Origin of the sequence: Nocardia kruczakiae NBRC 101016 (genome assembly GCF_001612965.1) — a bacterium.
Taxonomy (GTDB): Bacteria; Actinomycetota; Actinomycetes; order Mycobacteriales; family Mycobacteriaceae; genus Nocardia; species Nocardia kruczakiae.
The window spans coordinates 17,685-42,016 of record NZ_BDBL01000001.1; the positions used below are offsets into that span (position 1 = coordinate 17,685).

Annotated in this window: 23 protein-coding genes; 17 read left to right on the forward strand and 6 right to left on the reverse strand. The window is 68.7% G+C overall.

The genetic code is table 11. The features are described from left to right. Window positions 1-251: 251 nt before the first annotated feature. The 3 genes from NK1_RS00010 to NK1_RS00020 all read left to right on the forward strand — a co-directional run bounded on the left by NK1_RS00010 (window position 252) and on the right by NK1_RS00020 (window position 1,653). The gene (locus NK1_RS00010) at window positions 252-470 is read left to right on the forward strand and encodes an MbtH family protein (RefSeq protein WP_063006593.1); all 219 of its coding nucleotides are present in this window, start codon (window positions 252-254) and stop codon (window positions 468-470) included. A 125-nt stretch (window positions 471-595) separates the two neighbouring features. After that, window positions 596-1,255: an SRPBCC family protein gene (locus tag NK1_RS00015; protein ID WP_063006594.1), complete on the forward strand. Its 660-nt coding sequence runs from the start codon at window positions 596-598 to the stop codon at window positions 1,253-1,255. Further along, a complete protein-coding gene (locus NK1_RS00020) occupies window positions 1,252-1,653 on the forward strand; it encodes an ArsR/SmtB family transcription factor (protein WP_063006595.1) in 402 nt (133 codons plus the stop codon). The genes NK1_RS00015 and NK1_RS00020 overlap by 4 nt, the downstream gene beginning before the upstream one ends. Window positions 1,654-1,793: 140 nt before the next feature. Here NK1_RS00020 and NK1_RS00025 read toward each other — a convergent pair whose 3' ends face one another. Then, window positions 1,794-5,138, reverse strand: coding sequence for an ATP-binding protein (locus NK1_RS00025; protein ID WP_084460462.1), 3,345 nt, complete (start codon window positions 5,136-5,138; stop codon window positions 1,794-1,796). A gap of 530 nt (window positions 5,139-5,668) precedes the next feature. Here NK1_RS00025 and NK1_RS00030 point away from each other — a divergent pair. Genes NK1_RS00030 through NK1_RS00040 form a run of 3 tightly spaced genes read left to right on the forward strand, consistent with a single transcriptional unit; the run spans window position 5,669 to window position 7,567 of the window. Continuing rightward, window positions 5,669-6,106 (forward strand): hypothetical protein, encoded by a 438-nt coding sequence (locus NK1_RS00030; RefSeq protein WP_036505726.1) that lies wholly within the window; start codon window positions 5,669-5,671, stop codon window positions 6,104-6,106. A 52-nt stretch (window positions 6,107-6,158) separates the two neighbouring features. After that, entirely contained in the window at window positions 6,159-6,869 is a 711-nt protein-coding gene (locus NK1_RS00035) for an NUDIX hydrolase (protein WP_036505725.1), read from the forward strand. Window positions 6,870-6,916: 47 nt separating this feature from the next. Continuing rightward, window positions 6,917-7,567: a hypothetical protein gene (locus NK1_RS00040; protein ID WP_063006597.1), complete on the forward strand. Its 651-nt coding sequence runs from the start codon at window positions 6,917-6,919 to the stop codon at window positions 7,565-7,567. Window positions 7,568-7,572: 5 nt separating this feature from the next. Here NK1_RS00040 and NK1_RS00045 read toward each other — a convergent pair whose 3' ends face one another. After that, window positions 7,573-8,826: a TetR/AcrR family transcriptional regulator gene (locus tag NK1_RS00045; RefSeq protein ID WP_063006598.1), complete on the reverse strand. Its 1,254-nt coding sequence runs from the start codon at window positions 8,824-8,826 to the stop codon at window positions 7,573-7,575. Window positions 8,827-9,269: 443 nt separating this feature from the next. Between NK1_RS00045 and NK1_RS00050 the strand changes: the two genes are divergently transcribed. Further along, window positions 9,270-9,713 (forward strand): SRPBCC family protein, encoded by a 444-nt coding sequence (locus tag NK1_RS00050; protein WP_063006599.1) that lies wholly within the window; start codon window positions 9,270-9,272, stop codon window positions 9,711-9,713. Here NK1_RS00050 and NK1_RS00055 read toward each other — a convergent pair. After that, window positions 9,710-10,333 carry an SACE_7040 family transcriptional regulator gene (locus NK1_RS00055; protein ID WP_063006600.1) on the reverse strand — a complete coding sequence of 208 codons (624 nt, stop codon included), beginning with the start codon at window positions 10,331-10,333 and terminating at the stop codon, window positions 9,710-9,712. The genes NK1_RS00050 and NK1_RS00055 overlap by 4 nt on opposite strands. 126 nt (window positions 10,334-10,459) lie before the next feature. Between NK1_RS00055 and NK1_RS00060 the strand changes: the two genes are divergently transcribed. Genes NK1_RS00060 through NK1_RS00085 form a run of 6 tightly spaced genes read left to right on the forward strand, consistent with a single transcriptional unit; the run spans window position 10,460 to window position 18,508 of the window. Beyond that, on the forward strand, window positions 10,460-12,037 hold the full coding sequence (locus tag NK1_RS00060) for a carboxyl transferase domain-containing protein (protein ID WP_063006601.1): 1,578 nt from the start codon (window positions 10,460-10,462) through the stop codon (window positions 12,035-12,037). Window positions 12,038-12,042: 5 nt separating this feature from the next. Then, complete coding sequence (locus NK1_RS00065) at window positions 12,043-14,076, forward strand: acetyl-CoA carboxylase biotin carboxylase subunit (RefSeq protein ID WP_063006777.1); 2,034 nt, start codon at window positions 12,043-12,045, stop codon at window positions 14,074-14,076. Beyond that, window positions 14,073-15,233, forward strand: coding sequence for an acyl-CoA dehydrogenase family protein (locus NK1_RS00070; RefSeq protein WP_063006602.1), 1,161 nt, complete (start codon window positions 14,073-14,075; stop codon window positions 15,231-15,233). Before NK1_RS00065 ends, NK1_RS00070 begins: the two co-directional genes overlap by 4 nt. A gap of 8 nt (window positions 15,234-15,241) precedes the next feature. Next, window positions 15,242-15,727: a MaoC family dehydratase gene (locus NK1_RS00075; RefSeq protein ID WP_063006776.1), complete on the forward strand. Its 486-nt coding sequence runs from the start codon at window positions 15,242-15,244 to the stop codon at window positions 15,725-15,727. An 8-nt stretch (window positions 15,728-15,735) separates the two neighbouring features. Continuing rightward, window positions 15,736-16,554, forward strand: a complete 819-nt coding sequence (locus NK1_RS00080) for an HpcH/HpaI aldolase/citrate lyase family protein (RefSeq protein WP_063006603.1) — start codon at window positions 15,736-15,738, stop codon at window positions 16,552-16,554. 7 nt (window positions 16,555-16,561) lie between these two features. Next, window positions 16,562-18,508, forward strand: a complete 1,947-nt coding sequence (locus tag NK1_RS00085; RefSeq protein WP_063006604.1) for an acetoacetate--CoA ligase — start codon at window positions 16,562-16,564, stop codon at window positions 18,506-18,508. A 14-nt stretch (window positions 18,509-18,522) separates the two neighbouring features. Here NK1_RS00085 and NK1_RS00090 read toward each other — a convergent pair whose 3' ends face one another. Both NK1_RS00090 and NK1_RS00095 read right to left on the reverse strand, forming a co-directional pair. Continuing rightward, the gene (locus tag NK1_RS00090) at window positions 18,523-19,251 is read right to left on the reverse strand and encodes an ABC transporter ATP-binding protein (RefSeq protein ID WP_063006605.1); all 729 of its coding nucleotides are present in this window, start codon (window positions 19,249-19,251) and stop codon (window positions 18,523-18,525) included. A gap of 25 nt (window positions 19,252-19,276) precedes the next feature. Beyond that, entirely contained in the window at window positions 19,277-20,326 is a 1,050-nt protein-coding gene (locus NK1_RS00095) for an ABC transporter permease (protein ID WP_063006606.1), read from the reverse strand. Window positions 20,327-20,455: 129 nt separating this feature from the next. Here NK1_RS00095 and NK1_RS00100 point away from each other — a divergent pair, with 129 nt between their 5' ends. The 3 genes from NK1_RS00100 to NK1_RS00110 all read left to right on the forward strand — a co-directional run bounded on the left by NK1_RS00100 (window position 20,456) and on the right by NK1_RS00110 (window position 22,793). Next, window positions 20,456-21,655: a sensor histidine kinase gene (locus NK1_RS00100; protein ID WP_063006607.1), complete on the forward strand. Its 1,200-nt coding sequence runs from the start codon at window positions 20,456-20,458 to the stop codon at window positions 21,653-21,655. Beyond that, window positions 21,652-22,269, forward strand: coding sequence for a response regulator transcription factor (locus NK1_RS00105; RefSeq protein ID WP_063006608.1), 618 nt, complete (start codon window positions 21,652-21,654; stop codon window positions 22,267-22,269). The genes NK1_RS00100 and NK1_RS00105 overlap by 4 nt, the downstream gene beginning before the upstream one ends. A gap of 98 nt (window positions 22,270-22,367) precedes the next feature. After that, window positions 22,368-22,793 carry a PPOX class F420-dependent oxidoreductase gene (locus NK1_RS00110; protein ID WP_063006609.1) on the forward strand — a complete coding sequence of 142 codons (426 nt, stop codon included), beginning with the start codon at window positions 22,368-22,370 and terminating at the stop codon, window positions 22,791-22,793. Between the two features lie 11 nt (window positions 22,794-22,804). On the opposite strand, the gene NK1_RS35495 is transcribed toward NK1_RS00110, so the two are convergent. Then, window positions 22,805-23,479 carry a cupin domain-containing protein gene (locus NK1_RS35495; protein ID WP_245660281.1) on the reverse strand — a complete coding sequence of 225 codons (675 nt, stop codon included), beginning with the start codon at window positions 23,477-23,479 and terminating at the stop codon, window positions 22,805-22,807. A gap of 72 nt (window positions 23,480-23,551) precedes the next feature. On the opposite strand from NK1_RS35495, the gene cobM reads away from it, so the two are divergent. Then, window positions 23,552-24,319 carry a precorrin-4 C(11)-methyltransferase gene (cobM, locus tag NK1_RS00120; RefSeq protein ID WP_063006610.1) on the forward strand — a complete coding sequence of 256 codons (768 nt, stop codon included), beginning with the start codon at window positions 23,552-23,554 and terminating at the stop codon, window positions 24,317-24,319. Window positions 24,320-24,332 lie beyond the last annotated feature (13 nt).

Sequence of the window (24,332 nt, forward strand, 5' to 3'; positions counted from 1 at the left end):
CGGTTCCAGCATCGCCTACACCCCGAAGTAAACCCGCACCAGCAAAGGATTTTCGACTGATGGATACCGGAAGCTCCGGCCTCGGCAGCATCTTCACCGCCCTCGCGAACCTGCTCTCCACCGGATCGGCGGTGTCGGTGACACCGGGCGCTTGATCGCGGTGCGGGCTCGAATACCGCGGGCCCGCACCACCCCCCGGCGCGGTGGCGGCGCTACCGCACCGGAAACAGTTCCGCACGAAAGGTATTCGAATGAGCAACCCATTCGACGATGAGGACGCCGAGTTCTACGTCCTGACCAACGATGAGGGCGAGCACTCGTTGTGGCCGGTGTTCGCGGCCGTGCCGAGCGGATGGACGATCGCTCACGGCCCTTGCCTGCGTCAGCTCTGCCTCGACTATGTCGAATCGCACTGGACCGATATGCGCCCGAAATCGCTGATCGAGGCCATGCGCCTGCAAGCCAACTGAATGCGTCGCGCCGCGGCGTGCCCTCCGAACCCCCTGCACCCGGCACGCCGCGGCGTTCACGTCCTCCTCGCATCGGCGGAGGCGGCCTGCTAATATAAGTGGCAACTTATAGAAGGAGGTATGTCATGCCCTTGCTTTCCGACCCTGCCGCTCTTGCCGGCCTCGTCACCCGCGAGGTCCGCACCGGCTCCCGCGACGGCGCGACCACCAGGATCGCCGTCGCCCGCCGCAGCTATCCCACCGATCAGGCCGATCTGTGGGACGCGCTGACCAATCCCGACCGCATTCCGCGCTGGTTCCTGCCGATCAGCGGCTCACTGGAGGTCGGCGGCCGATACCAGCTCGAGGGCAACGCCAACGGCGTGGTCGAACGCTGTGACGCGCCGAAACACTTCGCCGTCACCTGGGAGATGGGCCCGCAGATCTCCTGGCTGGAAGTCACTCTCGGCCCGGCCGGCGACGGTACCGAACTGAAGCTCGAGCACGAGGCGCCGATCGATCCGGCCATGTGGACGCAATTCGGTCCCGGTGCGGTCGGTGTCGGCTGGGACCTCGCCCTCCTCGGCCTGGGGATGCACCTGGACAGCGGCGAGCCGGTCGATCCGACCGTCGCGCTCACGCTGCACACCACGCCGGAGGGTCGTACATTCATCCGCACCGCCGCCACGGCGTGGGGTGAGGCCGCGATCGCCGACGGCGACGACCCCGCCGCGGCTCGCGCCGCCGCCGAACAGACCTTCGCCTTCTACACCACCGAACCAGAGGACACCCCGGAACCTCGATGACCGCCCCACCCGCCCGCATCTTCGATGCGCTGGGCGACCCCGTTCGCCGTCACATCCTCGAACTCCTGGCCGCCGGCGAACACTCCGCCGGCGCCCTGGTCGAGTCGATCCGCGCCGCCACCCCGATCTCCCAGCCCGCGGTCTCGCAACACCTGAAAACCCTGCGCGACACCGGGTTGGTCACCGTCCGCGCCGAAGGCACCCGCCGGTACTACCGCCTCGACCCCGGCGGCGTGGACATCGCCCGAACGTGGCTCACCGCCCTGCTCGACCCCCTGCACCACCTGGCGAACCCTCTCGATGCGCTCGCCACCGAAATCGCCCGCGGCAAACGGACGCGGGATTCCGCATCCGGAGTCCGAGGAACAGATGGCGAGCAGAAGCGGGCGACGGGGTGAGCGCGTTCGGCTGATCCGAGATCGTCTCGGCGCCTGCGTCTTACGCCGAGCGCCGAAGCTGATCGCACTGACCGCGGGGTGGGTCGTGCGGTGCCGGGCGATCACTCGCCGACCGTGGTCGAACGTCTGTTCGCCGCTGCTCAGAACGCCGGGAAATCCCTCGCGGTCGCACCGGCAGCATCGGTGTTCATGAGTTGAGTTCGCTGCAGCTGCTTGCGGATTCGCTCGCGGAGCCGGGTGGCGGCGGCACGGTGCTTGGCCGCGGTGACGCCGTCTCCGCATGCCGCCGCCAGATCGGCGAGGATCTCGTCCACCGGATCCAGTGGGGTGAAGCCGGTTTCGAGGCCGGCGACGGTGCCGGCGGCGGGGAGGAGGCGGCGATACAGTTCGGCGCAGTCGGCGGTGGAGCCGAGGGCGATGGCGGCGCGGGCGCGGTGGGCTCGCATCAGGACAGGGTAGAAGTGCTCGTCGACCTCGGGGCCGTGGTGGAACAGGGCGGCGGCTTCGGCACGCGCGCCGGCGTCGAGGAGGGCGACGATGTAGATCTGGGTGAGCATGCCGGGCAGGGCGGCTTCGATATCGGCGAGGGCGTCCGCGGCGAGGGAGAGATCGCGGCGCGCCCAGCCGAGTGGAAGCAACGCGATCAGGGCCGCCTCGTCACCGTGTGGGAAGCCGGAATCTCTTGCCGCCGAGATGCATTCGTCGAAGTAGTGTGCCGCCCGGGAGATATCGCCGCGCAGGATCTCGGTGGCCGCGCGGAAGTATCCGAAGATCGTCGCCAGCGGGCGCACCTGCGCGGTCGCCGCGAACTCCAGGGCCAGCGTCGCCTGCCGGCCCGCCTCGATCAGGTCGACGTTGCGGCAGGCGGTGCGGAAGTGCAAATAGTGTGCGAGGGCACGATAGTGGGGAAGGTCGGCGGCGGTGGCGATGCGCTCGAGCTCGGCGGTCCAGTGCCCCAGACCGTCGCCGGAATGTCCGTCCAAGACGAGATGGGTCAGCGCGTTCAAGGCCATGCACTGCAGTTCGGCGTCGCCGGTGCTGCGCGCCAGTTTCAGGGCGGCGTGGGCGCGGGTGTGCGCGAGCCGGTGTGCGGTGGGGCCGGCTTCGAATACCGCCGTGATCAGCAGGCGTGCCTGGGTCGCCACCGGCTGGTCACGCGCGGAGGCCACCGCGAGTGCGCGCCGCAGCCGCGGATTCGTCCATCTCCAGTCCCGCATCGCCCAGACCACCGGGGCCCGCCAACTGGTCAGCGCGCGCACCACCAACTCCCCGTCGCCCAGTGCGGTGGCCAGCCGCAGCGCCTGTTCCCGGGCGTCGCGGGCCGCGACGATCCGTCCCGCGTACGCGGAGGCGGTGACCAGTTCGCAGTAGGCGTCCACACAGGCGATCCGATCCGCGGCCGGGGCGTCGTCGTCCTCGTGCCCGGCCAGGCGCCGCAGTTCGATCACCGTGCGCCACAGCGGCGCCGCGTCGGCGCGCATCCCGCGTTCGACACAGTGGCGCGCCGCCGTCGTGATGTAGTCGACCGCGGAATCGGCGGTACCGGCCGTGGCCGCGCGCACGGCGTGATGGGCCAGCACCTCCACGGCCCGGGTGTCGTCGGGCCGGCACCCGCCCAGCAGTGCCAGCACACCCTGATGCATCCGCGTCCGGCGCAGTTGTGCGATGCCCGCGTAGACGGTGTCACGAATCAGCGGGTGCGCGAACATGATCCGGCCGGCGGGATCGATGATCACCAGCCGTGCCACCTCGGCGGTGCCGACGAGGTCGACGATCTCCTGCTCGGATCGTGCGGTCAACGCCACCAGCGTCGCCGGTTCCACCCGTTCGCCGCAGACGGCCGCGTACTCCAGGACCTCGCGGACCGGATCCGGCATCCGCGCCAGTTGTTGTTCGATCACCCCTCGGGTGCTCGGCGGCAGCGTGTGGACGTCGCCGCCCACCGCCATCGCGGCGGTGAGTTCGCGCAGGAACAGCGGATTGCCGCCGGTGCGCTCGTGCAGCAGCGCCAGTAGATCGGTGTCGAGTCCGGACAGTCCGGCGGCGCGCGCGATGGCACAGGTCCCGTCCAGATCGACGCCGGTGAGCTCGATATGCGCGGCGGTCGGATCGGCCAGGGCGGCCACCGCCGCCCGCACCGGCGCCGGCGCCTCCGCCTCGCGCAGAGTGGCGATGACCAGCAGCGGCTGATCGTGCAGCCATGCCATGGCTTGACGCAGGATCTGCAGCGTAGCCTCGTCGGCCCGGTGCAGATCCTCCAGAATCAACGCGACCGGGCCGTCGGCGACGGCCTTGCGGCATCGGTCGGCGATCACTCGCGAAATCTCGAAGGCCCCACCGAGCACCGGCCGCGAGGTCAGATCGGCGCCGAATCGCGCGGCGACCTCCGCCCACACCCATGCCTGCGGAGCTCCGTCGACCTCCGGGCAGCGTCCGGTCGCGACCACCCAGTCGCGGCGGCGCAATTCGGCGGCGACGGTCTCGGTGAGAGTGGACTTGCCGAAACCCGCGCCGCCACAGACCCACACCACCCGGGCGCCGTGTTCGGCGGCCTCGCAGGCCGCTTCCAGCACGACCTTGCGCTGCACCGGATATCCGGGCGCCGTCGCGGTCGCGGCCCGCTCGACCGGCTCGGTCGGCGAGCGCGTGATGTCCCGCGCGATGTCGGCGCGCACGGCGATGGGCGCGGTCGCCGCGGTGGAGTCGAGCACCGGGACCGCCTGGTTGAGGATGGCGGTCTCCAGTTCCTGAATGCGTTGTCCCGGGTCCAGCCCCATCTCCCGGGTGAGGAATTCCGCTGTGCGCCGCAGCGTGGCCAGCGCTTCGGTCTGCTGCCCCAGTCGATATTGCGCGAGGGCGAGCAGTCGCACGCTCTCCTCGCGGTCCGGCCGGTCCTCGACGGTGCGCCGCAGGCCGCTGATCACCTCGGTGGTGCGGCCGAGTTCCAGCGCGGCCTGCGCGCGCAATTCACCGGCGGTCAGATACAGATCGGTCAGCCGCGCCGCCTCGGCCGCGGCCCAGCCGCAATCGGCGAAACTCTCCAGCGCGCGCCCGTTCCAGCAGGCCAGTGCGATATCCAGCATCCGAGTACGGGCGGCCGCCTCGGGGGCATGGGCACCGCTGCTGACTTGCAGATATTCGTGCAGCAGCGATTCGAACTGCCAGGCGTCGACTTCGGTATCGCGCAACCGCAGCGCGTAACCGAGACCCTCCGACACCACCACCGTCGCCGGCGCGCGGGCGGGACGTTCGGGTTCGAACACCCGCCGCAGGTTGTGGACGTGCACCTGCAGCACCGACGTCGCCTTCGGCGGGGGTTCGCCGTCCCACAACTCGTCGACCAGCCGATCGGTGGATACCGCCCGGCCCTGCGCGACCACCAAACGCGCCAGCAGGGCCCGGGTGAGCCGGCCCGCGAGCCGGATCGGTGTTCCGTCGAGTGCGATATGCATCGGCCCGAGGACATGGATGCGCCGTTCAGCCATGCCATGCCCCCTGCCACCGTGACATCCCGGACACCTTCCCCATGGCCCGGCCCCGTCCGTGCGCCGACGGGACGGCCAAAACGCTGGACATCTGATTTAAATCAGAATCTCTACTATAAATTTTCGGCACTGTCTGTCGTTAGCCTCATGGTTGCCAAATCGTTATATCCATTCCGGGTGGTAGTACCGGCGCGAGTGTGCTGTGCATCGCGTTCCGGCTGTTCCGGGTTGCGACACACGTGGTTCGATCCTGAGTGGCGAGGTGAGCGGCCTGTAATGCAATTGTGACTTTTTCGCCGAACTGTGGTTTTCCGGACGGATGATCACCCTCGGCTCGTATATTTCAACGCAACTTCGGAATTGCTCTCGATATCGGGCCCAATTGCTTGTCGCCCGATTCGACCGGAAGTGAACCAGAAGTGGGATGGACGAGGCTGACGTTCACAAACCTGATGGATGGGGAGGTTTCGAATGGTTCGAATGTCACAGAACGCGGTAACGGAATTCGGTGGCGCAGGGCAGGAGAAATCATGAGTCAGAACAGGATCCGTCCCCGGCCCACCGTGCCGGACATCGTGGCCCTCTTTCACGACGACGATCAGGCGGGAGAACTGTTCATGCGGACCGACGAGGTGATCGCGGTACCGGCCGGGCAATTCGTGGCCATGGCCCGCGCCGTAGCGCAACTGGCCGACCGTGCCCTGGTCGGCGGCGGAATTCACGCGGACCGCCCGGACGAGGGGACGCTCGGCGCCTTCGGGGACGCGGGCGAGAATTCCGTCACGGAACCGGAACCGGTCACCCGCGGTCTCTATGTCGACGCCGACGGTGACGTCTGGGAGCACGACGAGCTCGGCTGGCGGTTACTGCTGCAGGCCGGCGTGGTGGTCGACCCGGTTTCACATTGGGACTGGATCCTCGGCCATGTCGGTGAATTCGGCCCGTTCACTTTCGTCGCCGCCAGCTGAGCAATTCACCGGCGGAGTTTTTATCGTCAGACTGACGATTACAATGCCCGTCATGGGCAGTGGTTTTCGCCTCAATGCAGCGGTCGCGGTCGATTTGGTGGTTCTGACCCTGGGCGCCCGCCACACTGCCAACGACACGCTGTGCGCGCTGCTGGTCCAGCGGCTCTACGCCCCCTATCGCGGACGATGGGCGCTGCCCGGCGGTTTCGTCCGCCCCGAGGAAAGCCTCTCCGCCGCCGCGGTCCGGGAGTTGCGCGAGGAAACCGGAATACGCGGCGACCGCATGCATCTGGAGCAACTGGCGACCTACGGTGAACCCGGCCGTGATCCGCGCGGCCGGGTCATCAGTACCGCCTATCTGGCGCTGGCGCCGAATCTGCCCGCGCCGCAAGCGGGTTCGCAGGCCACCGCGGCCGGCATCTGGTCGGTGGAGCAACTGCTCGCCGAGCGCGGCCGCATCGCCTTCGACCATCGGCGAATCCTCACCGACGGTGTCGAGCGGGCCCGCGCGAAGCTGGAATACACGCCGCTGGCCACGGCCTTCTGTGCCCGCGAATTCACGGTGGCCGAACTGCGCCGGGTCTACGAGGTCATGTGGGGCACCGACATCGATCCGCGCAATTTCCACCGCAAGGTCACCACCACACCGGGTTTCGTCCTGGCCACCGGCGCCACTACGACCCGCGACGGCGGTCGCCCCGCCAAGCTCTATCGCGCCGGGCCCGCGCAGGTGCTGCACCCACCGATGTTGCGGCCCAGCTGATTCCCCGCCGTTGCCGCCGTGTGCCCCCACGGTGGTAAACCGGGAGTATGACGGAGGTCACTACCGGCGCGCCGACTGTCGCCGGGCGTTCGGCGGAGTTCTGGGGATATCTGATGTGGGGGCTGGCGGGCATCGTCATCGCGGTCCCGGAGTTGGCCGCGGTCTTCGATCTGGCGGACTGGCCGACGATTTCGGCGACGATCGGCCACCTCGAGGACGCGCATTCGTGGGTGCGGCTCGTGGTCGTGTTCGTGGTCGTCGTGCTCGCCTACTATTCGCTACCGCAGCTGGCGATACCGCCGCAGCGCCCGGCCGCGGTCGCGGGCCGGCAGACCACGGCCAACGGCCGGCTCACCCCCGACCCGGACGCCGTGCGCACCGAGGGGATGGGCGGCTATCTGGTGCTGGCCTGCGCGGCGCTGGCCGTGGCGGTCGCCTTCGCCGGTGGAGCGCGCGCGGTCGATCCGGGGTCCTTCGCCGGCGCCTACGTGCTGTACGGAACCATCGCGGTGATGTGGGTGATCGTGCCGAGCGTGCTGTCGATGTTCTTCGCGCGGGAAGTGCCGTTCCCCACCCTGTTCCGCACCATCGGCTATCTCGAGCATCGCGCGGGATTCGTCGCCGCGCTGCTGCTCGGACTGCTGGCGATCCTGCTCATCCACCTCGCGTTGTACCCGTGGCCGCGGATGAACAGCTGAGGCGATCACTCGCGGCGCGGCGACCCGAACAGCACGACCTCCATCAGCGCCATGACTCGCTCCGGAGGGCAGAGGTTTTCGTCGTCGCCGAAGACCCGGCCCAGATCGACCACGAGCCCGAAGCCGGCCTGAACCAGAATGCGCGCCTGCGCCTCGGACAGCTCCGGCCGCACAGCGACCAGCAATTTCACCCATTCGGCCACGATCAGGCGCTGGATATTGCGCAGTACGGTGCGTTCCTCGGGCGGGACGTGGCTGAACTCGGCGTAGTAGACGAAGGTCAATTCGCGTTCTTCGAACGACCCGGTGACGTACAGGCCGATCAGTTTCGACAGTGCCTCGGCCGGGGATTTCGACGCGGCGGTGGCCGGGCCGATCGCGCCCGACACCCGATCCGCCGCCCGCCGGAACGCGGCCGCGAGCAGATCGCTCTTGCTGCGGTAATACCGGTAGACGGCCGAGGCCGCGGACAGATCCGCGGCCGTCGCGATATCCTCCACACTCACATTCGGATAGCCGCGCTGATGAAACAGCTCCACCGACTTCTTCAGCAGCAGTTCGTGTTTGAACGACTGCGGGATCTCCGCCGCCCGCGGCGTGCCGGCCGAGGGCGCGGCGTCCGGAAGTTCGGCGCCGATGATCGCCCACGCCGCCGAATTCAGCACCGCGGTCAGCGATTTCACGGGGAGGGTGGCATGGTGGTCGCCGATGCTGCTGACGATGCTGAGCAGTGCCACCGCCCGTACCAGCCGATCCCGCCGGGTCAGCTCCGGGCGCAGTTCACCGAGCAGGCCGGCGAGGGCGCGGATCGAGGTGGTGAACTGCTCGTCCAGCGTGGCGCGATCGGTGTCGTCGAGATAACGTCCCTCCCACCGGGCCAGCGTCACGGTCGGTCGATTGGCGATGGTCGCGGCGATCATGGCGTCGAGCACGCCGGCCAGCCGCTGCTGCGCCGGAAGCTCGGCGGCCTCGGGGGCCACCGTGGTCGATTCCACCGTCAGCGCGCCGAGGCGCAGCAGTTCCTCCCGGAACAGCGCGTACTTGCTCGGATAGTGCCGGTACAGGGCCGCCGACGAAATGCCGAGACGGGAGGCGATGTCCTCCATGCTGACCCCGTGGTACCCCAGCGAGCCGAAGGCCGCCGCCGAGGTCGCGGCGATCTGGGCGCGCCGATTCTTCGGGCGTCGGCGAATCACCCGCTCCTGCGGCTTTGTTGTCGGCTGTTCTGCGGGGCTCGCGGTGCCACGCTCTACGCTCACGGTTCCGGCCTGTCTGTGGTGCGGCGGCACTCCTCGGCACTCATGAATGCCATGGTAGTCACCGGGTGATTTCCGGCTGCCCGGTGTTACCGCCGGTTCCGGGAGGTCGACCGGGGATCGGTGCGGTGGCGAAGGCCGGTTCCGCGTCGGATCGGGACAATTGTGGACCATCGCCGCCGACGCGCGGGCGACGGGGGTGCGCAGGGGTGAACGAAAGGCTTTCTGTCACAAGGAAATACCGACCGGATTCATCTTTTCGTGGCTCCCACCCGGCTTGGGCGGACGACCAGATCGCTTGCTCGTATCGAAATAGCATCGTTTCGACTCTCGTCACTGGCAGCGGGGGCCCGCAGCGCCGTACGCTGCGCTGGCACTCGGCACCGATCCGGCATCCCCGCCGGTCGCCGATCTCATCCGACACCGCGGTAGCGAAGGGACCCTCGATGCGCACGCTGGACCTGGAACGGATCATCCGGGCACCTCGCGCCGACGTCTTCGACTGGATCACCGACGCCACCAACTACCAGCGCGTTCCGGCGATCCGGCGGGTCACTCCGGTCCGTCCGGGCAATGTCTCCGAACATGGGGTCGGGGCGGTGCGGCTGCTGGTGACGCCGCTGCTGCGACTGACCGAGGAGGTCGTCGACTACGACCCGCCGCGGCTGTTCAGTTATCGAGTGCTGAAATCGCTTCCGCCGCTGCGCCGCCAGGACGGAACCGTGACCTTCGACGACCATCCGTCGGGTACCCGGGTGCGCTGGCATTCCCAATTCGAGGTCGCCACACCGCTTTTCGCCGCCGCGTGGACCCTGGCGCTGATCCCCGCCGTCTATCTGGGCGTGAGCGCGGTCCTGTCCACCGCCGAGGCCGAACTGCGCCGCGACTAGGCCGGCTCGGCCCTCTGATCGGCCCCCCGGTTCAGCGCTGCCCAGGCCATCTCCCGCAGGATGGGCCGAGCGCGCCCGGCTAGGGTGGGGGAGGCACTGTGCGGCGTGGAGTTGATCAGGCCGAAGGTGGCGTGCGCCTTGACCCGCGCGGCGGTCTCGTCCAGCTCCGGATGCAGGCCGCGCAGCACCCCGACCCAGATCTCCACGTACTGCCGCTGCAGGCGGCGCACCTGCCGGCGGGCGGATTCGGGCAGGCTTTCCAGGTCCCGGTCCTGGATACGGATGAGTTCGGGCTCGCCGAGGGCGAAGTCGAGGTGGAACTCGATCAATCCGGACAGCGCCGAGCGCGGTGATTCGGCCTGTTCGGCGACCGCCTGGCCGCCCTCGAACAGCCGGGTGCTGATCCCGACCAGCAATTCCACCAGCAGGGCTTCCTTGTTGGGGAAGTGCCGATAGACCGCCGGGCCGCTGATACCGGCCGCCGCCCCGAGGTCGTCGAGCCGTACCCCGGGGAAGCCGCGGTCGGCGATGAGTCGTGCCCCGGCCTCCAGTAATTGTTGCCGCCGCTGCGCCTTGAGCTGCTCCCGGCGTGTGGGGGCGATGGCCTCACCGCTGCTCATCGGGCTCCTCTCCGCAGGCCGGGGCGTTCGACGGGTCCGGTTTCCGGCACGCCTGGACATTTCAGTTAACGAAGATTATCTTAGTTTCCAGTTATTGGCCACTAACCGAATGGGCAGGATGGCGTGATGACCCTGACGCAGGACGTGCGGGCCGGCAATCGTGCCGCACATCTGGCGCTGCTCGACGAGCTGCGCGCGAAGCTGGCGGCGAGTGCGCTCGGCGGACCCGAGCGGGCCCGCGAGCGCCATCTGGCGCGCGGCAAGCTGCTGCCGCGCCAGCGGGTGGACCGGTTGCTGGATCTCGGCAGCCCGTTCCTGGAACTCTCGCCGCTGGCGGCCGACGGCATGTACGGCGACGACTGCCCCGGCGCGGGGGTGATCGGCGGTATCGGACGGGTGTCCGGCCGGGAATGTGTGATCGTCGCCAATGATGCGACGGTCAAGGGCGGCACCTACTACCCGATGACGGTCAAGAAGCATCTGCGCGCCCAGGAGGTGGCACTGCAGAACCATCTGCCGTGTATCTACCTCGTGGACTCCGGTGGTGCGCATCTGCCGCATCAGGACGAGGTCTTCCCCGACCGCGAGCACTTCGGCCGGATCTTCTACAACCAGGCGACCATGAGCGCCAAGGGAATTCCGCAGATCGCGGCGGTGCTGGGTTCCTGCACCGCGGGCGGCGCCTATGTTCCCGCGATGAGCGACGAGGCCGTGATCGTGCGCAATCAGGGCACGATCTTCCTCGGCGGGCCGCCGCTGGTGAAGGCCGCCACCGGCGAGGTGGTCACCGCGGAGGAACTCGGCGGTGGTGAATTGCATTCGCGCACATCGGGTGTCACCGATCATCTGGCCGACAGTGACGAGGACGCGCTGCGGATCGTGCGCCGCATCGTCGGCACCTTCGCGCCGAAGTCGCCGAGTCCGTGGGAGATCACGGCGCCGGTCGACGCGATCGCCCCGCAGTCGGAGCTCTACGACGTGGTTCCGGTGGACCTGCGCACCCCCTACGACGTGCACGAGGTGATCGAGCGGATCGTGGACGGCGGTGAATTCCAGGAATTCAAGGCTGAATACGGCCGGACCCTGGTCACCGGATTCGCGCGCATCCACGGCCACCCGGTCGGCATCGTCGCCAACAACGGCGTGCTGTTCGGTGAATCCGCCCAGAAGGGCGCGCATTTCATCGAATTATGCGACAAGCGGGTCATTCCACTGGTGTTCCTGCAGAACATCACCGGTTTCATGGTCGGGCGCGACTACGAGGCGAGCGGTATCGCCAAACACGGCGCGAAGATGGTGACCGCGGTCGCCTGCGCGCGGGTGCCGAAGCTGACGGTGGTGATCGGTGGTTCCTACGGCGCCGGCAACTATTCGATGTGCGGGCGGGCCTATTCGCCGCGCTTCCTGTGGATGTGGCCGAACGCCCGCATCTCGGTGATGGGCGGTGAACAGGCGGCCTCGGTGCTGGCCACCGTTCGCGGTGATCAGCTCGGCGATGCCTGGAGCGCGGAGCAGGAGGAGCAGTTCAAGGCGCCGATCCGGGACCAGTACGAGCGCCAGGGCAATCCGTACTACTCCACCGCCCGGCTGTGGGACGACGGGGTCATCGATCCCGCCGACACCAGAACCGTGCTCGGCCTGGCCCTGTCGGTCTGCGCGCAGGCGCCCCTCGAACCTGTCTCCTACGGCGTATTCCGGATGTGATCACCATGCTGAACAAATCTCACCCGGTGCCCTTCGACACCGTGCTGGTCGCCAACCGCGGCGAGATCGCGGTGCGCGTGATCCGCACGCTGCGCGCCATGGGTATTCGCTCGGTGGCGGTCTACAGCGACGCCGATGTCGCCGCCCGGCACGTGGCCGAGGCGGACGTGGCGGTGCGGCTGGGCCCGGCGCCGGCACGGCAGAGCTACCTCGACATCGATCGGGTGGTCGATGCGGCCGTGCGGTCCGGTGCGCAGGCCGTGCATCCCGGTTACGGCTTCCTGTCGGAGAATTCGGCCTTCGCCGCGGCGCTGGAGAAGGCCGGCATCGTCTTCCTCGGCCCGCCCGTGCGGGCGATCGAGATCATGGGCGACAAGATCGCGGCCAAGACCGCGGTCGCCGACTTCGGCGTGCCGGTCGTGCCCGGTATCGCCCGGCCCGGTCTCACCGACGACGAATTGATCACGGCCGCAACCGAAATCGGGTATCCGGTGCTGGTCAAGCCGTCGGCGGGCGGTGGCGGCAAGGGGATGCGCCGGGTCGACGATCCCGCCGATCTTCCCGCGGCGCTGGTGAGCGCGCGCCGGGAGGCCGCCGCGGCGTTCGGCGACGACACCCTGTTCCTGGAACGCTTCGTCGCCACACCCCGGCATATCGAGGTGCAGATCCTCGCCGACCGGTTCGGCAACGTACTGCATCTGGGTGAGCGGGAATGCAGCCTGCAACGCCGTCATCAGAAGGTCATCGAGGAGGCGCCCTCGCCGCTGCTGGATCCGCAGACGCGGGCCCGGATCGGCGCCGCCGCCTGCAATACCGCGCGCAGCGTCGACTATGTGGGCGCGGGCACGGTCGAATTCATCGTCTCCGCCGACCGGCCGGACGAATTCTTCTTCATGGAGATGAACACCCGGCTGCAGGTCGAACATCCGGTGACCGAACTGGTGACCGGGGTGGATCTGGTGGAATGCCAGGTTCGGGTCGCGGCGGGGCAGAAGATCGTCGCCGAACAGGACGACATCCAGCTCACCGGGCACGCCGTCGAGGCCCGCGTCTACGCCGAGGATCCCGGCCGCGACTTCCTGCCCACCGGCGGCACCGTGCTGGCGCTGGCCGAACCGCAGGGACCGGGCGTGCGAGTGGATTCGGGGCTGGGCACCGGCAGTGTGATCGGCAGCGACTACGACCCGATGCTGTCGAAGGTGATCGCGCACGGCCCCGATCGCGCCACCGCGATCGCCCGGCTGGATCAGGCGCTGGCCGGCACCCAGGTCCTCGGCGTGCGGACCAATACCGACTTCCTGCGGTTCCTGCTCGCCGATCCCGATGTGCTGCGCGGTGATCTCGACACCGGGCTGCTGGACCGGCGCGCCGGAGATTTCCGGCCCGCACCGGTCACCGACGATCAGTTCGTCGCGGCGGCGGTGGCGCGCTGGCTGCGGGCGTGGCCGCCGGCGCCTCGAGGCCCCTGGGAAATTCCGGACGGCTGGCGCATCGGCACCGCGGCGCCCACGGTGCTACGGCTCGAAGGCGGCGATCGCGTTGTGCACGTGGCGATTACGGGCACACCCGCCGACGCGTGGGTGGCGGTGGACACCGGACTGCCGCGTTCGCTGACCGCCGTGCTGGACGACACGGTGCTGACGATCGTCCTCGACGGAATCCGGCTGCGGTACCGGGTCGCCGAACAGGCCGGCCCGATCTGGGTGGCCGGCGCCGACGGTGTCGCGGCGGTGCGCGAGGTGGCCGAACCGAGCCTGCGCGGTGGCGACGAACAGCTCACCGACGCCGAAATCCTCAGCCCCATGCCGGGTTCGGTGATCGCGGTGCATGTGGCGCCGGGCGCGGAGGTGGCCGCCGGCACCCCGATCGTGGTGGTCGAGGCGATGAAGATGGAACACACCCTGACCGCGCCGGTCGCCGGAAAGGTGGAGTTGCTGGTCGCCGCGGGCGACCAGGTACAGGTCGAACAGGTCCTGGCGCGGATCGCCGCCGAACCCGCCGAAATATCGGACACCGAGCAGAAAGAGGCACAGGCATGAGCGATTTCCTGTCCACCGGCACGCTGCCGGAGGAGTACCGGGAACTGGCGCTGACGGTCCGCGATTTCGCGAATCAGGTCGTCGCGCCGGTGGCGGCGAAACACGATGCGGCCCATACCTTCCCGTACGAGGTCGTCTCCGGCATGGCGGATATGGGCCTGTTCGGCCTGCCGTTCCCGGAGGAGTACGGCGGTATGGGCGGCGACTACTTCGCGCTGTGCCTGGCGCTCGAGGAACTCGGCAAGATCGACCAGAGCGTGGCGATCACGCTGGAGGCCGGGGTCTCGCTGGGCGCCATGCCGATCTACCGGTTCGGCAACGAAGCGCAGAAGCAGGAGTGGTTGCCGCAGTTGACCTCCGGTCGCGCGCTGGCCGGTTTCGGTCTCACCGAACCCGGTGCGGGCAGCGATGCCGGCGGCACCCGCACCACCGCCGTGCGCGACGGCGACGATTGGATCATCAACGGCAGCAAGCAGTTCATCACCAACTCGGGCACCGACATCACCCGGCTGGTGACCGTGACCGCGGTGACCGGCGAGTCGGAGGGCAAGAAGGAGATCTCCACCATCCTGGTGCCGGCCGACACCCCGGGATTCGTCGCCGAACCGGCCTACAACAAGGTCGGCTGGCACGCCTCGGACACCCATCCGCTGAGCTTCACCGACGTGCGGGTGCCGCAGTCGAATCTGCTCGGTGAACTCGGCCGCGGTTATGCGAACTTCCTGCGGATCCTGGACGAGGGCCGGATCGCGATCGCGGCGCTGTCGGTCGGCGCGGCGCAGGGCTGTGTCGACGAGAGCGTGCGCTACGCCGGTGAGCGGGAGGCGTTCGGCCGCACCATCGGCCGCAATCAGGCGGTGGCGTTCAAGATCGCGCGGATGGAGGCGCGCGCGCACGCCGCGCGCACCGCCTACTACGACGCGGCGGCCTTGATGCTGGCGGGCAAACCGTTCAAGAAGCAGGCCGCGATCGCGAAACTGGTCGCCAGTGAGGCCGCGATGGACAACGCTCGCGATGCGACTCAGATTTTCGGCGGCTACGGCTTCATGAACGAATATGCTGTGGCCCGGCACTACCGCGATTCCAAGATTCTGGAAATCGGCGAGGGCACGACCGAGGTGCAGTTGATGCTGATCGGACGGGAGCTGGGACTGTGAGCGAGCCGATGGAGCCGGTGCGCCGGGTGGTGCAGCGCGGACTGTGGTTCGAGGAGCTGGAAGTCGGTGTGCTGTACGAACATCGGCCCGGCCGCACCATCACCGAAGCGGACAACGTCGCGTTCACCACGCAGACGATGAATACGCAGGCGCTGCATCTGGACTCGGCCTTCGCCGACGGTCTGCCGCCGTTCAATCAGCGGCTGGTCAATTCCATGCTCACACTGTCGACGCTGGTCGGACTGTCGGTGACGCAGCTGACGCAGGGCACCATCGTGGGCAATCTGGGTTTCTCGGAGGTCGCCTTCCCGAAGCCGATGTTCCACGGCGACACCTTGTACGCCGAAACCCTGGTGACCGCCAAGCGCGAGTCGAAAAGCCGCCCGGGCGAGGGGATCGCGACCTTCGCGCACACCGGACGCAACCAGCACGGTGACGTGGTGGCCACCGCGGTCCGTCAAACCCTGATGCGGATGCGCCCGAACGGCGAATAGGAGAGCGGATGAACTGGGAACTCCCGGGCCCGGCCTGGCTGTTCTGCCCCGCCGACCGGGGTGAACGCTACGAGAAGGCGGCCGCCGCGGCCGATGCCGTGATCATCGATCTGGAAGACGGTGTCGCGGCCGGAGACAAGGAGGCCGCGCGCGAGGTGCTGATGGCCACGCCGCTCGATCCGGAGCGGACGGTGGTCCGGGTCAACGCGGCCGGTACGCACGATTTCGACGCCGACCTGACCGCGCTGGCCTCGACCGCCTACCGACGCGTCATGCTGCCGAAATGTGAATCGGCGCAGCAGGTCTCGCTGCTGTCGGACTACGAGGTGCTCGCCCTGTTCGAATCGCCGCTGGGCGCGCTGCGCACCGAAGAGGTCATGGCCGCGCCGAATGTGATCGCCTCGATGGCCGGGGCGGAGGATCTGGTCGCCGGGCTCGGTGGCAATTCCAGCCGCCGCGCCGACGGTGGCTATCGCGATGTGGCACGGCAGCTGCGCTCGACCGCCCTGCTGGCGGCGAAGGCGTACGGCAAGATCGCGCTGGACTCGGTGTATCTCGACATCGCCGACCTCGATGGACTGCGCGCGGAATCCGACGAGGCGGTGGCGGTCGGCTACGACGTCAAGGTCGCCATCCATCCGAAGCAGCTGGCGGTGATCCGGGCCGCCTACGCCCCGGCGGACGAGGAAGTGGACTGGGCCCTCCGTGTGCTGGCGGAGGTGCCCGACAATCGCGGTGTGTTCAGTTTCGAGGGGCGCATGGTGGACGGCCCGGTGATCCGGCATGCCGAGCGCATTCTGCAGCGCGCCGGGACCGGGCAGAGCTAGGAGAGTCATGACGCAACCACAGTGGGAACCCGATGCCGGGGACGTGGAAACGGCGCGGGTCACCGACTTCGCACGATTCGTCGGAGCCCGGACCGGACGAGAATTCGACGACTACCACTCGTTGTGGGAATGGTCGATCACCGACCTCGCCGGGTTCTGGGGCGCGCTGTGGGAGTACTTCGAACTCGGCGACGAGCCGGACACGGTGCTGGCGAGTTCCGATATGCCGGGGGCGCAATGGTTTCCGGGGCAGCTGCTGAACTATGTCGATCAGATCGCGCGCCATACCCGCACCGATCGGCCCGCGATCGTCTACGCCGGCGAACAGGGCGGCCTGACCGAGATCTCGTGGGCGGAACTGCTGGGCCGCGCCGCCTCCTTCGCGGCGACGCTGCGCGAACTCGGCGTGGGACCCGGCGATCGGGTCGTCGGTTATCTGCCCAACATCCCCGAGGCGGTGATCGCCTTCCTCGGTACGGCCGCTATCGGGGCGGTGTGGAGTGCCTGCGGACAGGACTATTCGGCCAAGGCGGCGCTCGACCGGCTGGGACAGTTGGAGCCGGCCGTGCTGGTCACCGCCGACGGTTACCACTTCGGCGGGAAGCAACACGACAAACGTGACGATATCGCCGCCCTGCGGGCCGGACTGCCGAGCGTTCGAGCCACCGTCGTGGTGCCGCGTCTCGGCGGTGCGGTGCCCGGCGCCCTGGACTGGAATGCGGTCGCCGCGCCCGAGGGCGCCGAATTGTCCACCGAGCCTGTCGGTTTCGCGCATCCGCTCTGGGTTCTGTTCTCCTCCGGAACCACCGGTCTGCCGAAGGGGATCGTGCACGGGCACGGCGGCGTCCTGCTCGAACATCTGAAAGCCGCTGCGCTGCAATCGGATATCGGCCGCGGTGACGTCTTCTTCTGGTACACCAGCCCCAGCTGGATGATGTGGAACTTCCAGGTCGCCGGCCTACTGGTGGGCGCGACGATCGTCTGCTACGACGGCAGTCCGACCTTCCCGCACGCCGATTCGCTGTTCGACCTGGCGGCGCGTACCGGCACCACCGTGCTCGGGACCAGCCCCGGTTATGTGCTCGCCTGCATCAAGGCCGGTGTGGTGCCGCGGCGCGACCACGATCTCTCGGCGCTGCGCACGGTCGGTATCACCGGATCGTCGCTGCCGCCGTCGTCGGCACTGTGGTTGCGCGACCACGTCGGCGAGCGAGTGCAGGTCAACTCCATCAGCGGTGGCACCGATGTGGTGTCCGCCTTCCTCGGCGGTGTGCGCACGGTGCCGGTGTGGCCGGGCGAGCTGTCGGTGCCGTTCCTCGGCGCCGCGGTGGATGCCTGGGACGAATCGGGCCGGCCGGTGCGCGGCGAGGTCGGGGAACTGGTGATCACCGCCCCGATGCCCTCCATGCCGGTGTCGTTCTGGAACGATCCCGACGGAAGCCGGTATCGCGCAGCGTATTTCGAGATGTTTCCCGGTGTCTGGCGGCATGGTGACTGGATCACCGTCACCGACCACGGCAGTATCGTCGTGCACGGCCGCTCCGATTCGACGCTGAACCGGCACGGCATCCGGATGGGCTCGGCCGATATCTACCAAGCGGTGGAACAACTTCCGGAGATCGCCGAGGCGCTGGTGATCGGCGTCGAACAGCCCGACGGCGGCTATTGGATGCCGCTGTTCGTCACCCTCGCCCCGGGCGCCGAACTGACCGACGAGCTGAAACAGCGCATCAACGCGACGATCCGTAGCGAGGTCTCGCCGCGTCACGTCCCCGACGACATCATCGCCGCCCCGGGCATTCCGCACACCCGCACCGGCAAGAAGCTCGAGGTGCCGATCAAGAAACTGTTCCAGGGCGCGGACGTGGACCGAATCGTCGAGCGCAGTGCTGTCGACAATCCGGACCTGCTGGGTTGGTATGCGGCGGTGCAGGTTCCCGCGGCGCGGAAGTAGCAGCCACACGGTGGTCACGCCGCCAAGCTTGTGGATCCCTCCACCGACAACCGGCCGTCGACCATGCGGTAGACCGCGTTCATGCGGTGCAGGTGGGTGCGGTCGTGGGTCACCAGCAGGGTGGCGGCGGCGTGGGTGTGCACGACCCCGAGGATCAGGTCGATGACGGCGGCCCCGCGTTCCTGGTCGAGGGCGCTGGTCGGCTCGTCGACGACGAGCAGCGCGGGGTCGTGCATGAGCGCGCGGGCGATGTTCACGCGCTGTCGTTGACCGCCGGACAGCTGTGCCGGGCGCTTCCTCTCGTGACCGCGCAGGCCGACGGCATCGAGCAGATCCATCGCCTTGTCCCGGGTTCGGCGTCGCAGGCGCGGTGAGACGACCACGTGGCCGCCCAGATGCCGCATCACCTCGAGTTGTTCGACCGCGGTCAGGGCCGGAATGAGATTGGGCTGCTGGAACACGATCCCGATGCGTTCCCGGCGCAGGGTCGTCGCCTCGCGCCGGGACACTCGGGCGAGGTCGACACCGCCGCCGTCGGTGTCGAGCAGAATCCGGCCCGAATCCGGGCGCACGAGCGTCGACACCGTCGCCAGCAGACTGGATTTGCCCGACCCCGAGGGGCCGGTGATGGCCGCGATCTCGCCGCCGCGCACGGTCAACGCCACCCGGTCGAGGGCGGTGACGCGGCCGGCGCCGTCTGGGAAGGTGAGGGTGAGATCGGAGACGGTCAGGGTGGTGGTCATCGAAAGCTCCTGTGCGGTAATCGAATCAACGAGAGTTGTTGAGCGCGGTGAGCGGATCGGCGGTGACGAGGAAGCGCAGGGCGAACACCGCGCCGAGCAGCCCGAGCCCGATCAGGGCCAGTGCGGGTACCACGGTCGTCGACGCGCTGAGCACGAACGGCACCGCCCCGCCGAGGAATGCCCCGGCCAGTGCGGTCACTGCGACCCCGACGCCGACCCCCAGCAGCAGCACGATCAGCGCCTGCCCCAGTGCGTCGCGAACCAGCGCGGTCGTGGTGGCGCCCAGCGCTTTCAGCGTCGCGATATCCGGCGTGCGCTGAATGGTCCAGACGGTGAAGAACGCACCGATCACCAGGGCGGAGATCACGAACAGCATCACGGTCATCAGCGTGAGCGAACCGTTCTCGGCCCGATACGACCCGATCGCCCGCAGTGCGCCGTCGACGCTCGTCGTGCGGGTGTGCGCGGCGCTGTTCACCGCATCGGTGCCGGGGATACCGGAGGCGACCAGAATCGTGGCCGCCCCACCACGCGGATCGAGTTGCTGCCAGTCCGACAGCGTCGTCCAGACCGCCGGGGTGTGCGCGTACCAGTCGTCGCCGCCGATCCCCGCGACCGTGAAGGTCCGATCGCCGATCGACACACGCTCTCCTGCCGTGGCCGAGAGGTCTTCGGCGGCGGCCTTACTCAGCACAACGGTGCCGGGGCCGGTAACCACCTCTTTGCCGAACGCGGTGCCGTCGACACCGAATATCGCCACCTGGGTCGGCGCGGACCCGTCCCGGACGGCCTGACTACGGCTGATGCCCACCGGATCGACGGTTCCCCCGGCCCGCTGCCAGCGCCGCACCTGTTCGCCGGTCAACGCCGAGGAATCGAACGACGGGTCGGCGCCGGTATCGGCGAAGACGACGCTGCCGCCGGACAGCCGCTCGAGGGCGGAAATATTCTGATGGGCGAGTCCTGCCGTGAGTCCGCTCAGAAAGCTCACCAGCAGGGCCACCATGGTGACGACCAGGGTGATGAGCAGGAATCGGCCGCGGGCGGCCCGCAGATCTCGCAGTGCGACGAACATGTCTCCACCCTCGCGGTGAATCCGCCGGTCGGCATCGCCTGCGCGGACACTTCGCGACCGCCCGACGGTGGGGTGCCGATTCCACCTTTCGATGGATGCCGCCCCGATAACCGCGCATAAGCTGGCAGCGTGCACCGCTCTCCACTCACCCCTGTCTTCGCCGCACTGCAGGTAGGACTGCATGTGCTGATGACGGCGCTGGTGGTCGTGGTGATGGTGCGGGCGGCCGTCCCCGGTGACGACGGCACCCGGCCCACCCTCGCGGTGATCGTGCTCGCGGCGCTGTTCCTGGTCGTCTACTTCGCGGGCGGGCTGCTGCGCGGGCGTCCGGTCGCGGCCCGGGTGTGGCTGGGCGGGCTCACGGTGCTGTGGCTGGCGCTGATCGTGCTGGTTCCGGAGGCCGTGTACCTGGTATTCGGACTGTTCTTCCTCTACCTGCATCTGCTGCCGCGACTGTGGGGACTGGCCGCGGTCGTCGCCGCCACGGTCGTCTCGGTGGTCGGGTGGGGATTACACGAGGGGTGGACGGTTCCGGGAATCGCCGGGCCGGTGCTGGGCGCGATCGTCGCGATCGCGATCGGCCTGGGTTATCGGGCGCTGTTCCGGGAGGCCGCCGACCGTCAGCAGCTGATCGACGAATTGCTTTCCACCCGCGCCACTCTCGCCGAACGCGAACGCACCGCCGGCAAACTCGCCGAACGGGAACGGCTGGCCCAGGAGATCCACGACACCGTCGCCCAGGGACTGTCCAGCATCCAGATGCTGCTGCATGCCGCCGAGCGCGACGCGCCGGATCATCCCGCGCTGCAACAGATCCGGCTCGCCCGTGAGACCGCCGCGGACAACCTGGTCGAGACCCGGCAGTTGATCGGCGACCTCACCCCGGCGGTGCTCGAGGGGCAATCGCTGAGTGATGCGCTCGAACGGATCGCCCGGCATGCCGAGGGTCCCGGGCTGAGCGCCCGCACGGTGGTCGAGGGGACCCCGATGCGGTTGCCCATGCCCGTCGAGGCCGCGCTGGTGCGGGTGGCGCAGGGCGCGGTGTCGAATGTGGTGCGGCACGCCCGCGCCGACCGGATGCGGATCACGCTCACCTACGGTGACGACGCCGTCCATCTCGACGTGGTCGACGACGGTGTCGGTATCGATCCGGCGGTCTTCGGGGGCGGCACCTTCGGACTCAACGCCATGCGCAGCCGTGTCGAACAGCAGGGCGGTGTCATGGACGTCGAATCCGAACCGGGGCATACCGCCGTCACCGTGTCGTTTCCGCTGCACGACTCGGAAACCGCTGCCGCCGAGCTCATCTCGCGGGAGGACCTGCCGTGATACGTCTCCTGCTGGCCGACGACCACGCCATCGTCCGGGCCGGGCTGCGGGCCCTGCTGGATTCCGGCGAGGACATCACGGTGGTCGGGGAGGCCGCCACCGCCGAGGAGGCCGTGGCCTTCTGCACCACCACACCCGTCGATCTGGTGCTGATGGATCTGCGCTTCGGCCCCGGCAAATCCGGTGTGGACGCGACCCTGGCCCTGCGCTCCCTACCCGATTCGCCGAATGTCCTGGTGGTGACCAACTACGACACCGACGCCGATATCCTCGGCGCCATCGAGGCGGGTGCCTGCGGCTACATCCTCAAGGACACGCCGCCACCGGAACTCCTCGCCGCCGTGCGCGCGGCGGCGGCGGGGGAGAGTGTGCTCTCGCCCTCGGTCGCCTCCAAACTGATGACCCGCGTCCGCAAACCGGACACCACCCTGAGCGCCCGCGAGATCGAGGTGCTGCGCCTGGTCGCCGACGGCCATTCCAACCGCGATATCGGCAAACGTCTGTTCCTCAGCGAGACGACGGTGAAATCCCATCTGGTGCATATCTATTCGAAGCTGGGTGTGAGATCGCGGACCTCGGCGGTGGCGCGGGCGCGCGAGCGCGGGGCCATCTGAACGGCGGCCCGCGCATCCGGCGCCGACGTCGATCGCGGCCGGGGCCGTCGGCGCGTGTCGGGGCCCGCCCACCGGCCGCCTCTTCCTAGGGTGAGTTCATGCCTTCCATCACCGATCCCGAAGTGCGGGAATTCCTCGCCGCCGGCACCCGTACCGGCAAATTGGCTCTGGTCGCCTCCGACGGCCGCCCCATCGTCAATCCGGTGTGGTTCATCCTCGACGGCGACGACCTGGTCTTCAACACCGGCAAGACCACCGCCAAGGGCAAGGCGCTGGCGCGCGACCCCCGCGTCGCCCTCTGCGTGGACCTCGACGAACCGCCGTACGCCTATTTCCAGGTGCAAGGGGTCGCCACCCTCTCCGAGGACCCCGCCGAACTCCTGCGCACCGCCACCGCCATCGCCGCGCGGTACATGGGTCCGGACCGCGCCGAGGAATTCGGCCGCCGCAACGCCGTCCCCGGCGAGCTGGTCGTGCGGGTACGACCGGCCAAGATCCTCGGTGGGCTGAATATGACCGGGTAGCCGGAAAAAACTCAGCGGCGCCGGGCGTACTCCGCGGCCGCGGCCCAGTCGATCATCACGCAGGCTTGTTCGCCCACGGTCCAGGCGTCGTGGCCGGGCGGGCACTGCATGAAATCTCCGGGGCCGATCTCGCATTCGGTGCCGTCGTCCATCCGGATGTGCATCCGCCCCGACACGCAGTAGCCGATATGCGCGGCCTGACAGCTGTCGGTTCCCGCGATCGGCTTGACGTGGGTCGACCAGCGCCAGCCCGGCTCGAAGACCGCCCGGCCGACCGCGCCGGACGGTGCCTGCACGACCTCGAGGCGCCCGCTGCCGGATTCGAATTCCCGCGTCTCGTCGGCGGCATCGAAATTCCGCACCAGCAACGACGTCCGCGCCGCCCCATCCATATCGTCTTCGCGCACCAGGTCGAGATTGCGGAAGACCGCCGGCTCGTCGCACAGGGCGGCGAGGGTTTCGGCGAAGCCGGTCGTCTCGGGCAGCGCGGAATTCGCCATGGCCTGCTCGTAGGAGGGGAATTCCACGATCTGCAGATACGTGTCCGGATGGTCGCGGTCCCGGGTTTCCATACTGTGCGTCGCCGAACGCGTTCCCTCGGTGGCGGTCAGCCACCGATCGAGCGTGCGATTGAACTCGTCGAGTTGCGAGGTCTTGAACTCGATGGTCTGAACGAATTTCGTCATCGTGGTCACCTTCGAAGTTGTGGATGACCCCGGGCATGATTTTACGCCGCGCGCTACCCCTAGACTCCCGGCATGACCGTGCATTTCATCGGAGCGGGCCCCGGGGCGGCCGATCTGCTCACGCTGCGGGCGGTGGCGTTGCTGCGGGAATCTCCGGTGTGCCTGTATGCGGGGACGTATCTGGATCCCGAGGTGCTGGCGCATTGCGCACCGGAGACGGAATTGATCGATACCCAGGGACTGGATCTGGACGAGATCGTCGCGCACTGTGCGCGGGCCGATGCCGCGGGTAAGGATGTGGCTCGGCTGTGTTCGGGGGATCCGTCGATCTATTCGGCGCTGACCGAGCAGACCCGGCGGCTCGACGGACTGGGCATCTCCTGGGATGTGACGCCGGGGGTGCCGGCGTATGCGGCGGCGGCCGCGGTCCTGGGCAGTGAGCTGACCGTGCCGGAGGTGGTGCAGTCGGTGGTGCTGACGCGCACGCGGGCGCGCTCGACCGCGATGCCCGAGTCGGAGGCGCTGGGGAACTTCGCGCGGACGCGGGCCAGTCTGGTGCTGCATCTGGCGATCACGCGGATTCGGGAGCTGGCCGCGGAACTGGCGGACGAGTACGGCGCGGACTGTCCGGCCGTGGTGGTCTACCGGGCCAGCCAGCCCCAGCAGCGGATTCTGCGCGGGACACTCGCCGACATCGCCGGCCGGGTGGAGGCGGCGGGGTTGCGGCAGGCCGCGGTGATACTGGTCGGGCGGGCGCTGACGCCCGCGCTCGACTGTGCGCAGTCGCATCTCTACGACCCCGGCCGGGAGCGGCACCCGGTGTCCGGACCCGGCGCGTGACCCACCGCCCGCA

Excerpts from the sequence above, each read along its gene's own strand:
- NK1_RS00055 (WP_063006600.1), bottom strand. The coding sequence starts at position 10,333 with ATGAGCAGCGGTGAGGCCATCGCCCCCACACGCCGGGAGCAGCTCAAG.
- NK1_RS00110 (WP_063006609.1), top strand. The coding sequence starts at position 22,368 with ATGCCTTCCATCACCGATCCCGAAGTGCGGGAATTCCTCGCCGCCGGC.
- NK1_RS00010 (WP_063006593.1), top strand. The coding sequence starts at position 252 with ATGAGCAACCCATTCGACGATGAGGACGCCGAGTTCTACGTCCTGACC.
- NK1_RS00075 (WP_063006776.1), top strand. The coding sequence starts at position 15,242 with ATGGAGCCGGTGCGCCGGGTGGTGCAGCGCGGACTGTGGTTCGAGGAG.
- NK1_RS00040 (WP_063006597.1), top strand. The coding sequence starts at position 6,917 with ATGACGGAGGTCACTACCGGCGCGCCGACTGTCGCCGGGCGTTCGGCG.
- NK1_RS00035 (WP_036505725.1), top strand. The coding sequence starts at position 6,159 with ATGGGCAGTGGTTTTCGCCTCAATGCAGCGGTCGCGGTCGATTTGGTG.
- NK1_RS00030 (WP_036505726.1), top strand. The coding sequence starts at position 5,669 with ATGAGTCAGAACAGGATCCGTCCCCGGCCCACCGTGCCGGACATCGTG.
- NK1_RS00080 (WP_063006603.1), top strand. The coding sequence starts at position 15,736 with ATGAACTGGGAACTCCCGGGCCCGGCCTGGCTGTTCTGCCCCGCCGAC.
- cobM (WP_063006610.1), top strand. The coding sequence starts at position 23,552 with ATGACCGTGCATTTCATCGGAGCGGGCCCCGGGGCGGCCGATCTGCTC.
- NK1_RS00050 (WP_063006599.1), top strand. The coding sequence starts at position 9,270 with ATGCGCACGCTGGACCTGGAACGGATCATCCGGGCACCTCGCGCCGAC.
- NK1_RS00085 (WP_063006604.1), top strand. The coding sequence starts at position 16,562 with ATGACGCAACCACAGTGGGAACCCGATGCCGGGGACGTGGAAACGGCG.
- NK1_RS00090 (WP_063006605.1), bottom strand. The coding sequence starts at position 19,251 with ATGACCACCACCCTGACCGTCTCCGATCTCACCCTCACCTTCCCAGAC.
- NK1_RS00025 (WP_084460462.1), bottom strand. The coding sequence starts at position 5,138 with ATGGCTGAACGGCGCATCCATGTCCTCGGGCCGATGCATATCGCACTC.
- NK1_RS00095 (WP_063006606.1), bottom strand. The coding sequence starts at position 20,326 with ATGTTCGTCGCACTGCGAGATCTGCGGGCCGCCCGCGGCCGATTCCTG.
- NK1_RS00060 (WP_063006601.1), top strand. The coding sequence starts at position 10,460 with ATGACCCTGACGCAGGACGTGCGGGCCGGCAATCGTGCCGCACATCTG.
- NK1_RS00065 (WP_063006777.1), top strand. The coding sequence starts at position 12,043 with ATGCTGAACAAATCTCACCCGGTGCCCTTCGACACCGTGCTGGTCGCC.
- NK1_RS00070 (WP_063006602.1), top strand. The coding sequence starts at position 14,073 with ATGAGCGATTTCCTGTCCACCGGCACGCTGCCGGAGGAGTACCGGGAA.
- NK1_RS00020 (WP_063006595.1), top strand. The coding sequence starts at position 1,252 with ATGACCGCCCCACCCGCCCGCATCTTCGATGCGCTGGGCGACCCCGTT.
- NK1_RS35495 (WP_245660281.1), bottom strand. The coding sequence starts at position 23,479 with ATGACGAAATTCGTTCAGACCATCGAGTTCAAGACCTCGCAACTCGAC.
- NK1_RS00015 (WP_063006594.1), top strand. The coding sequence starts at position 596 with ATGCCCTTGCTTTCCGACCCTGCCGCTCTTGCCGGCCTCGTCACCCGC.